Source organism: Streptomyces sp. NPDC056347, from assembly GCF_042262625.1.
In the GTDB taxonomy this organism is placed as follows: domain Bacteria; phylum Actinomycetota; class Actinomycetes; order Streptomycetales; family Streptomycetaceae; genus Streptomyces.
This window is the reverse complement of record NZ_JBHJQP010000175.1, coordinates 1-10,748: the sequence shown is the minus strand read 5'-3', so window position 1 is coordinate 10,748 and position 10,748 is coordinate 1. Positions and strand designations below refer to the sequence as shown.

General features: G+C 72.0%; 5 protein-coding genes. 1 reads left to right on the top strand and 4 read right to left on the bottom strand.

The annotated features are described in order from the left end of the window. Positions 1 to 33: 33 nt before the first annotated feature. From ACFCV8_RS29905 to ACFCV8_RS29895, 3 genes are all read right to left on the bottom strand, one after another. Positions 34 to 1,419, bottom strand: a complete 1,386-nt coding sequence (locus ACFCV8_RS29905; protein WP_376688604.1) for a maltokinase — start codon at positions 1,417 to 1,419, stop codon at positions 34 to 36. A 163-nt stretch (positions 1,420 to 1,582) separates the two neighbouring features. After that, entirely contained in the window at positions 1,583 to 3,289 is a 1,707-nt protein-coding gene (gene treS / locus ACFCV8_RS29900) for a maltose alpha-D-glucosyltransferase (protein WP_376688603.1), read from the bottom strand. After that, positions 3,286 to 5,289, bottom strand: a complete 2,004-nt coding sequence (locus ACFCV8_RS29895) for an alpha-1,4-glucan--maltose-1-phosphate maltosyltransferase (RefSeq protein ID WP_376688602.1) — start codon at positions 5,287 to 5,289, stop codon at positions 3,286 to 3,288. Before ACFCV8_RS29895 ends, treS begins: the two co-directional genes overlap by 4 nt. Positions 5,290 to 5,569: 280 nt before the next feature. Here ACFCV8_RS29895 and glgP point away from each other — a divergent pair, with 280 nt between their 5' ends. Further along, entirely contained in the window at positions 5,570 to 8,218 is a 2,649-nt protein-coding gene (gene glgP / locus ACFCV8_RS29890) for an alpha-glucan family phosphorylase (RefSeq protein WP_376688601.1), read from the top strand. An 84-nt stretch (positions 8,219 to 8,302) separates the two neighbouring features. Here glgP and ACFCV8_RS29885 read toward each other — a convergent pair whose 3' ends face one another. Next, positions 8,303 to 10,330 carry a M4 family metallopeptidase gene (locus tag ACFCV8_RS29885; RefSeq protein WP_376688600.1) on the bottom strand — a complete coding sequence of 676 codons (2,028 nt, stop codon included), beginning with the start codon at positions 10,328 to 10,330 and terminating at the stop codon, positions 8,303 to 8,305. Positions 10,331 to 10,748 lie beyond the last annotated feature (418 nt).

Genomic DNA, 10,748 nt, shown 5'->3' with positions numbered 1-10,748 from the left:
GGGAAGAGCTGTGCGCGGTGCGGGAACGTTCCGTCAGTCCTCGGCGGCGGCGAGGCGGTGGATCGCGGCCATCGGGACCGGCAGCCAGTCGGGCCGGTGCCGTGCCTCGTACAGCACCTCGTACACCGCCTTGTCGGTCTCGTGCGCGCGCAGCAGTTCCGGTTCGCCGCGCGGGTCGGTGCCCGCGGCCTCGGCGTAGCCCTCGCAGTAGGCGGTCCGGCAGCGGGCCGCCCACGCGTCGTTCCAGGGGCGGTGCGAGCGGGCCGCGTAGTCGAAGGAGCGGAGCATTCCGGCGATGTCGCGGACCGGGAGCTGCGGGCTGCGGCGCTCGCGCAGCGGCCGGGCCGGCTCGCCCTCGAAGTCGATCAGCGACCAGAAGCCGCCGGCCGCGCGCAGGGTCTGGCCGAGGTGGAGATCGCCGTGCACCCGCTGGGCCGCCCAGTCCCGGCCCCGGTCGCCCAGCGCGGCCACCGCGTCGAACGCGGTGCGCAGCCCGGGTACGTACGGGGCGAGCTCCGGCACCGCCTGGGCGGCGGACTCCAGTCTGCGCACCATCGCGGCGGCCAGCTTCTCGGTCTGGGCGCGGTGCAGCGCGGGCGTCGGCAGGGCGGCGGCGAGCGCGGTGTGCACCTCGGCGGTGGCCCGGCCGAGCGCGCGGGCCTCGGGGGCGAAGTCCCGGCCCTCGGCCAGCGAGCGCAGCGCGAGGCGCCAGCCGTCCTCGGCGCCGCCCAGGAACGGCTGGAGCACACCGAGGGTGAGCGGCCCGGGGGTGCGGGCCTCGAACCAGGCGACCGGCGCGGGCACCCGGCCGCAGCCCTCCCGGGCCAGCGCCAGCGGCAGTTCCAGATCGGGGTTGGTGCCGGGGAAGAGCCGTCGGAAGATCTTGAGGATGTAGGCGTCGCCGTAGACGAGCGAGGTGTTGGACTGCTCGGTGTCCAGCAGCCGCGGGGCGAGCCGGGCGGGAACGGCCGGGCCGCTGCGGTCGAAGCGCAGGGCGCCGAGGGCGCCGGGGGTGCGGAACCGTTCCAGCAGGAGCCCGGCGAGGTGCGGGTCGTGCAGCCCTTCGTAGACGGTGCGCCCGGCGAGCGGGCCCTCGGTCACCCGGCCGATGAGCGCGGGCGCCAGCCGGGGCGGCAGCACGGCCCGTACTCCGAGCAGCAGTTGGTAGCAGTCGTCCGGGGAGTGTCCGGGCGAGGCCGGCTGGTGGACCCGGACCAGCAGATGGAGCAGCCCGGCCCCGGTCCCGGCGCCCACCGGCAGCATCTCGGTCGCCGACACCAGCGAGAAGCCGGTGACCGCCCGGCCCTTCCCGGCGAACCAGCGCTGCCGGGGCAGCCAGTCCCGCAGCAGCGGGGCGAGCGACGGAAGCAGGCCGGTGCCGCGGGACGGTGCGGCCCGTGTGGATACAGCCTCCGACATGGCGTCGAGTCCTTTCCCCGGGCACACCGCGGGATGCGGGTGGTGTCCTGGATTGCGGTGGTCGATGTCCGGCCGTACGGAGCGTGCCGGGGCGGGACGGTCCGTACGGCCGTCCGGTGGGGACCGTCCGTGCCACCCCGGCGAGGACGGTCCCGTGCCGGGCTCAGCCCGCCGACGCGTCCGCGTGCAGCCGGAACCAGTAGAAGCCGTGCCCGGCCAGCGTCAGCAGGTACGGCGGCCGTTCGATCACCGGGAAACGCACCCCGCCGATCAGCTCCACCGGACGGCGCCCGGTGAAGGCCCCCAGGTCGAGCTCGGTCGGCTGCGCGAACCGGGAGAAGTTGTGCACGCAGAGCACCAGGTCGTCGCCGTGCTCACGGGTGAAGGCGAGCACCGCCGGGTTGGACGAGGGCAGCTCGTCGTACGAGCCGAGGCCGAAGGCGGGGTTCTGCTTGCGGATCTCGATCATCCGCCGCGTCCAGTGCAGCAGCGAGGACGGCGACGACATCGACGCCTCCACGTTGGTGACCTGGTAGCCGTAGACCGGGTCCATGATCGTCGGCAGATAGAGCCGGCCGGGGTCGCTGGAGGAGAATCCAGCGTTCCGGTCGGGGGTCCACTGCATCGGGGTGCGCACCGCGTCCCGGTCGCCCAGCCAGATGTTGTCACCCATCCCGATCTCGTCCCCGTAATAGAGGATCGGGGAGCCGGGCAGCGACAGCAGCAGCGCGGTGAACAGCTCGATCTGGTTGCGGTCGTTGTCCAGCAGCGGGGCGAGCCGCCGCCGGATGCCGATGTTGGCCCGCATCCGCGGGTCCTTGGCGTACTCCGCGTACATGTAGTCGCGCTCTTCGTCCGTGACCATTTCGAGGGTGAGCTCGTCGTGGTTGCGCAGGAAGATGCCCCACTGGCAGTTCTGCGGCTTCGCCGGGGTCTTGGCCAGGATCTCGGAGACCGGGTAGCGGCTCTCCCGCCGTACGGCCATGAAGATCCGTGGCATCACGGGGAAGTGGAACGCCATGTGGCACTCGTCGCCGCCCGCCCCGTAGTCGCCGAAGTAGTCGACGACGTCCTCCGGCCACTGGTTGGCCTCGGCGAGCAGCACGGTGTCCGGGTAGTGCGCGTCGATCTCCGCGCGGACCCGCTTGAGGAAGGAGTGCGTCTCGGGCAGGTTCTCGCAGTTGGTGCCCTCGCGCTGGTAGAGGTAGGGCACCGCGTCCAGCCGGAAGCCGTCGATGCCGAGGTCCAGCCAGAAGCGGAGCGCGGAGACGATCTCCTCCTGCACCGCCGGGTTCTCGTAGTTGAGATCGGGCTGGTGGGAGAAGAACCGGTGCCAGTAGTACTGCCCGCGCACCGGGTCGTAGGTCCAGTTGGACGTCTCGGTGTCGACGAAGATGATCCGGGCGTCCGGGTACTGCTTGTCGTCGTCGGCCCAGACGTAGTAGTCGCCGTACGGTCCGTCCGGGTCCTTGCGGGACTGCTGGAACCACTCGTGCTGGTCGCTCGTGTGGTTCATCACGAAGTCGATGATCACGCGCATCCCGCGCTGGTGCGCGGCGTCGACGAACTCCACGAAGTCGGCCAGGTCTCCGAACTCCGGCAGCACCGCCGTGTAGTCGGACACGTCGTAACCGCCGTCGCGCAGCGGTGACTTGAAGAACGGTGGCAGCCAGAGGCAGTCGATGCCGAGCCACTGGAGGTAGTCCAGTTTGCTGGTGATGCCCTTGAGGTCGCCGATGCCGTCGCCGTTGGAGTCCTGGAAGGACCTGACGAGCACCTCGTAGAAGACGGCGCGCTTGAACCAGTCGGGATCGCGGTCCTTGGCCGGGGTGTCCTCGAACGTGTCGTGGACGGGCTCATTGACGATCATGGTGTGGGTGACCCTCCGGTCGGCGGGGACGGTCGCAGGACCACGATGTGCGCGGGCGTGACGCCTGGCTCCAGACGCACATAGAAGGTCCTGCCCCAGTGATAGGTATCGCCGGTGAGCTCGTCGCGCACCGGCACACGCTCGTGCCGGTCGAGGCCGAGTCGCGGCATGTCCAACGAGACCGTGGCCTCGTGGGTGTGGTGCGGATCGAGGTTGACGACCACCAGAACGGTGTTCGACCCCGAACGCTTGCTGTACGCGATCAACGCGTCGTCGTCGGTGGAGTGGAAGTGCACGTCGCGCAGCTGCTGGAGCGCGGGGTTGCGGCGCCGGACACGGTTGAGGGCGGTGATCAGCGGGGCCAGCGAACGGCCCTCGCGCTCCGCCGCCTCCCAGTCCCTGGGGCGGATCTCGTACTTCTCCGAGTCGAGGTACTCCTCACTGCCGGGCCGGACCGGGGTGTTCTCGCACAGCTCGTAGCCCGCGTACACACCCCAGGAGGGGGAGAGCGTCGCGGCCAGCACGGCCCGCGCCTCGAACGCGGGACGGCCGCCGTCCTGGAGGTGGCCGGGCAGGATGTCCGGCGTGTTCACGAAGAAGTTGGGCCGCATGTACGCGGCGGACTCGCCCGCCAGCTCAGTGACGTAGTCGGTGATCTCCTGACGGGTCTCGCGCCAGGTGAAGTACGTGTACGACTGCTGGAAGCCGACCGCTGCGAGCGCCCTCATCATCGCCGGACGGGTGAACGCCTCGGCCAGGAAGACCACATCGGGATCGGCCCGGTTGATCTCCCCGATCACCCGCTCCCAGAAGACCACCGGTTTGGTGTGCGGGTTGTCGACGCGGAAGATCCGCACCCCGTGGTCCATCCAGAACCGCAGCAGGCGCACGGACTCGGCGACCAGCCCGTCCATGTCCCGGTCGAAGGCGATCGGGTAGATGTCCTGGTACTTCTTCGGAGGATTCTCGGCGTACGCGATCGTGCCGTCCGCCCGGTGGTGGAACCACTCCGGGTGCTGCCGGACCCAGGGGTGGTCGGGGGAGCACTGGAGCGCGAAGTCGAGCGCGACCTCCATCCGCAGCCCGCGGGCCGCCGTGACGAAGTGGTCGAAGTCCTCCAGGGTGCCGAGATCGGGGTGGACGGCGTCGTGGCCGCCCTCGGCCGAGCCGACCGCCCAGGGCACCCCCACATCGCGCGGACCGGCCGAGAGCGTGTTGTTGGGGCCCTTGCGGTGGGTGGTCCCGATGGGGTGCACGGGCGGGAGGTACACCACGTCGAAGCCCATCGCGGCGACGGCGGGAAGCCGCTCGGCGGCCGTGCGGAGGGTGCCGCTCACCACCCGGGCGGGCTTCCCCCTCCGGCCCGGCTCCACCCGGGCCCCCTCCGAGCGCGGGAACAGCTCGTACCAGGAGCCGAACAGCGCCCGCCGCCGCTCCACCACCAGCGGCAGCGGCCCGGACGAGGAGACCAGCTCGCGCAGCGGATGCCGGTCCAGCGCGGCCCGCGCCTCGGGGGCCAGCGCCGCCGCCAGCCGCTCGGCCGCCGGGCGGGAGGTGTCCCGCAGCGCGTCGACCGCCGCCAGCACCGCCTCCCGGCCGTCCCGCTTGGGTACCCCCTCGGCGGCCCGCTCGTGCAGCCCGGCCCCCTCGGCCAGCACCGCTTCGGTGTCGATGCCGGCCGGGATCTTGATCTCGGCGTGGCGCCGCCAGGTGGCGACCGGATCGCTCCAGCCCTCGACCGCGTACGTCCAGCGGCCCTCGGACCCCGGGGTGACCTCGGCACTCCAGCGGTCGGTGCCGGGGGCCTGCTCCCGCATCGGGAGCCACGGCCCCCGGCGCCCGTTCGGGTCCACCAGCACCACATTGGCGGCCACCGCCTCATGGCCCTCACGGAAGACCGTCGCGGTGACCCGGAAGGTCTCACCGACGACCGCCTTGGCGGGCCGCCTGCCGCAGTCGACCAGCGGGCGGACGTCGAGGACGGGGATGCGACCGATCAATGGACTCACCTGGGACAGGGCCTCGGGCCGGTGGTGGGGCGCGGCGCAGTGGCGGAACGCTGGACACACGTACCGCTGCCGACGGGTTTCGCTCCTTTCTAACCGCTTCGCGGCCGGTCGGCAGGGCGTGGCCGGGGCCGCCCCCGCCCGCTTCACCCGACTGGCAGCCGTGGGCCCGGACGCGGGAACGGAAACCGGGCCCGCCCGGATGGAGCACACCGCGCCGCACCCCCGCGCCGCGTCCGCCGGGATCGGCAGCCGCCCTGTCAAGGTGGAGGGCGTGAAGGCCATTCGACGGTTCACCGTGCGCCCCGTCCTGCCCGAAGCCCTCCGACCGCTCAGCGACCTCGCCCGCAACCTGCGCTGGTCCTGGCACACCGGGACCCAGGAGCTGTTCCGGGCCATTGGACCGGAGCCGCCACAGCCCCCGCGCGCCCGGGACCTGCGGGGGGCGCAGGAGTGCGACCCCGTACGGCTGCTCGGCGCCGTGTCCGCCGGACGGCTCGACGAGCTCGCCCATGATGAACCGTTCCTGCACCGGCTGGCCGGGGCCGCCCAGGACCTCCGGGACTACCTGGAGCAGCCCCGGTGGTACCAGGAACAGGTGGCGGGCGGTGCCGAACTCCCCGCCGCCGTCGCCTACTTCTCGCCCGAGTTCGGGGTGACCGCGGCACTGCCCCAGTACTCCGGCGGGCTCGGCATCCTTGCCGGGGACCATCTCAAGGCCGCCAGCGACCTCGGCGTCCCGCTCATCGGCGTCGGCCTGCTCTACCGGTACGGCTACTTCCGCCAGAGCCTGTCGCGCGACGGCTGGCAGCAGGAGCACTACCCGGTCCTCGATCCGAACGAGCTGCCGCTCGCCCTGCTGCGGGAGCGCGACGGCACCCCGGCCCGGGTGACGCTGACCCTGCCCGGCGGCCGCTCGCTGCACGCCCGGATCTGGCAGGCCCTGGTCGGCCGGGTGCCGCTGCTGATGCTCGATTCCGGCGTCGAGGAGAACGCCCCGGGCGAACGCGAGGTGACCGACCGGCTGTACGGCGGCGGCAGCGAGCACCGGCTCCTGCAGGAGATGCTCCTGGGCATCGGCGGCGTACGGGCGGTGCGGACGTACTGCCGCCTGACCGGCCACCCGGCGCCCGAGGTCTTCCACACCAACGAGGGCCACGCGGGCTTCCTCGGGCTCGAACGCATCCGGGAGCTGGCCGGCACCGGCCTCGGCCTCGACGCCGCGACGGAGACCGTGCGGGCCGGCACCGTCTTCACCACCCACACCCCGGTGCCCGCCGGGATCGACCGCTTCGACCGCGAACTCGTCGCCCGGCACTTCGGCGACGACGGCGAACTCCCCGGCGTCCCCGCCGAACGCGTCCTGGACCTGGGCACCGAGAGCTACCCGGGCGGCGACCCGGGCGTCTTCAACATGGCCGTGATGGGGCTGCGGCTCGCCCAGCGGGCCAACGGCGTCTCCACCCTCCACGGCAGTGTCAGCCGGGAGATGTTCGCCGGGCTGTGGCCCGGCTTCGACGCCGCCGAGGTACCCATCACCTCCGTCACCAACGGGGTGCACGCCCCCACCTGGGTCGCGCCCGAGGTCTTCGAGCTGCGCGGCCGGCACGGCGCCGCCCCCGGAAGCCGGGACTGGGCCACCGGCATCCCCGACCGCGAGCTGTGGGAGCTGCGCCGCACCCTGCGCGCCGAACTCGTCACCGAGGTACGCGAACGGCTGCACGCCTCCTGGCTGGCCCGGGGCGCCGCCCCCGCCGAACTCGGCTGGATCGACGGCGTGCTCGACCCGGACGTCCTGACGATCGGCTTCGCCCGCCGGGTCCCCTCGTACAAACGGCTGACGCTGATGCTCCGCGACCGGGAGCGGCTGACCGCCCTGCTGCTCCACCCGGACCGCCCGGTCCAGATCGTCGTCGCGGGCAAGGCCCACCCGGCCGACGACGGCGGGAAGCGGCTGGTGCGGGAGCTGGTCCGGTTCTCCGACGACCCCCGGGTGCGCCACCGTGTCGTCTTCCTGCCGGACTACGGCATGGCCATGGCCCAGCGGCTCTACCCGGGCTGCGACGTGTGGCTGAACAACCCGCTGCGCCCGCTGGAGGCCTGCGGCACCAGCGGGATGAAGGCCGCGCTCAACGGCTGCCTCAACCTCTCGGTGCGCGACGGCTGGTGGGACGAGTGGTACGAGCCGGACTTCGGCTGGGCGATCCCCACCGCCGACGGCCCGGTCGTGGACGAGGAGCGCCGCGACGACCTGGAGGCGGCCGCGCTGTACGAGCTGATCGAGGACCGGGTCGCGCCGCGCTTCTACGACCGGGGCGAGGCGGGGCTGCCGGAGCGCTGGATCGAGATGGTCCGCCGCACGCTCGGCGTGCTCGGCCCGAAGGTGCTGGCCGGGCGGATGGTGGGGGAGTACGTGGAGCGGCTGTACGGGCCGGCCGCGCGTGCCGGCCGGGCCCTGGACGCCGGGGCGGCCCGCCGCCTCGCCGACTGGAAGGCCAGGGTCCGCGCCGCCTGGCCGCAGGTGGCCGTCGACCACGTGGAGGCGGTGGCGTCCGCGGAGGCGTCCACCGCGGCGGACGGTTCGGCGGAGCTGGGGGACACGCTGACGCTGCGGGTCCGGGCCGCTCTCGGCGCGCTGGACCCCGGTGACGTGGAGGTACAGGCGGTGGCGGGCCGGGTGGACGAGGACGACGGGATCTTCGACGCCCAGGTCTTCCCGCTCAAACCGGCCGGGGGCCAGGACCTGGAGGGCCGCTGGCTGTACGAGGGTCCGCTCGCCCTCGACCGGACCGGCCCGTACGGCTACACGGTGCGGGTGCTCCCGGCCCATCCGCTGCTGGCGTCCGGGGCCGAGCCGGGCCTGGTGGCGCTGCCCCCGGAGACGGCGGCCGGGGAAGGGGCGGGCGGCGTGCCGCTGCTCTGAGGCCGCGGCCCGCACACGGAACCGCCCGGCGGGAGTGTGGGCTCCCGCCGGGCGGTGGTCACCGGTGCGAGGACCGGTGCGGGCTCAGAAGGTGAGCTTGAAGCTGTTGATCTTGCCCGTGTCGCCGGAGTACATGTCCTGGACCTTGAGCTTCCAGGTGCCGTTGGCCACCTCGGAGGAGGCGTTGACGGTGTAGGTGGTCTGGACGTTGTCCGCGGAGTCGCCGAGCGAGGCGCTCTTCAGCCGGTAGGCCGTTCCGTCCGGGGCGACGAGGTCGATGTTCAGGTCACCGCGGTAGGTGTGGGTGATGTCCACGCCGACCTGGAGGGTGCTGGGCGCGTTGCCGGTGACACCGGTGACGTTGACCGAGCTGGTGATGGCCGCGCCGGCGTCCGGGATGGTCACCGCGGTGGCGTTCTCGAAGACCTTGCCGCCCGGGTTCGGGTTGCCGCCGTCACGGGTGCCGACGTTGACGGCCGCCCACGCGTCGCCGACCGCCTTGTACTCGGCGCTGGTGGCGCCGTACAGGTCGGCCGCCGCCGCGAGCGTGCCGGTGCGGGCCGCCGCGTAGTTGGTGGTGGAGGTGAACTTGGTGGAGAGCGCCTTGAACCAGATCTTCTCGGCCTTGGCGAGGCTGATGCCGGTCACCGGCAGACCGTCGGAGGTCGGGGAGTTGTAGGAGACCCCGTTGACGACCTTCGCGCCGCTGCCCTCGGCGAGCAGGTAGAAGAAGTGGTTGGCGACACCCGAGGAGTAGTGGACGTCGACGTTGCCGACACCCGAGTACCAGGAGTCCTTGGACATGCCGTCCTTGCTCGGCTTGTCCATGTAACGCAGCGGCGTGCCGTCACCGTTGATGTCGATCTTCTCGCCGATGAGGTAGTCGCCCGGGTCGGCGCTGGTGTTCGAGTAGAACTCGACCGCGCTCGCGAAGATGTCGCTGGTCGCCTCGTTGAGGCCGCCGGACTCGCCGCTGTACACCAGGTTGGCGGTGGACGCGGTGACACCGTGCGACATCTCGTGCGCCGCGACGTCCAGGGCGGTCAGCGGGTGGGTGTTGCCGCTGCCGTCGCCGTACGTCATGCAGAAGCAGCTGTCCTGCCAGAACGCGTTGACGTAGTTGTTGCCGTAGTGGACGCGGGAGTACGCGCCGACGCCGTCGCCCCGGATACCGGTGCGGCCCTGGACGTTCTTGTAGTAGTCCCAGGTCTCCGCGGCGCCGTAGTGGGCGTCCGCGCCGGCCGTCTCGACGTTCGTCGGGGTGCCGTCGCCCCAGGTGTCCGTGGAGTTGGTGAACAGCGTCCCGGTGCCGGACGTACCGTGGTTCAGGTTGTACGTCTTGTGGTTGCCGCGGCCGGTGTCGGTCAGCGTGTACGACGGCGCGGTGCCCAGGGTCACCTTGCCGCTGTACTCGGTGTTTCCGACGCCCTTCTCGACGCCCTGCCACTCGAAGAGCTTCGCCCCGGTGGCCGCGTCCGTGATGACGTGCAGCTCGTTGGGGGTGCCGTCGTCCTGGAGGCCGCCGACGACGGTCTCGTAGGCGAGCTGCGGCTTGCCCTGCGCCATCCAGACCACCTTGCGGGGCGCCTGGCTGGCCTCGGTCTTCTTCGACCCGTCGGCCTTGGCGAGGCCCAGGGCCTGGCTCTCGGCCTTGGCGGGCGCGATGTCCGCCTTCAGGTCCACGGACTTCAGCTCGGTGCTGGTCACCTTGGAGGCCTTGGTGACCCCCAGGGTGTTCCCGGCCTTGCTCTCCTCGACGATCATGTCGCCGCCGAGCACCGGGAGGCCCGCGAAGGTGCGCTCGTAACGCGTGTGCGTGGTGCCGTCGTTGTCCTGGACGACGTCCTTGACGACGAGCTTCTCCTGGGCGCCGAGGCCGAGGCCCTTGGCCGTGGCCGCCTTGGTCGCGTCGGCCTCGCGGATCAGCTCGGCACGCTGGGAGGGGGAGAGCTGCTTGGGCAGCGCCCCGCGCTCGGCTCCGGCGGTCGCCTGCGCCGCGGTGCCAGTGGGGGTGGCGGTGGCGGTGCCGGACTGGACTCCGACGGCGAGGAGGGCTGCTGCGGCGATCAGAGCGCCGGTCGCAGTGGCACGACGGCTGTGCGTGGATCTCACGCGGACTCCTTCTGCGAGGGGGGTACCGGCGGCTCAGACGAGCCGTCCGGGGTGAGCGAGAAGTGCGCAGAACGGGGTGAAGGTTGTCAGCCGCAGACCGTTCCTGTCAGGAGCGCGTCAACAACTTGGCCGGAACTCGTTCGTTGCCGGAAAGGTCATGTTCGTTAAGCGGACGTTTCACGGGCCATCATCGCGATGCCGTACGCCCTCGCGTGCGGCCCGGAACGGGCGGTGGGAGCCGAGGTGGGGCCGGGCCGCTCGTATTCGAACGGAGTTCACGGGAAGGGGAGTTCGGTGCTGGCCGAGAAGGTGCAGAGAAGTGGCCGAATTCCTACAGTCCGCTCCGGGGTGTACGTCCCGGTGACAGCGCCCGCCGCCTTCCCCAACCCACCGCTCACCGACAACGTCAGCGACGCGG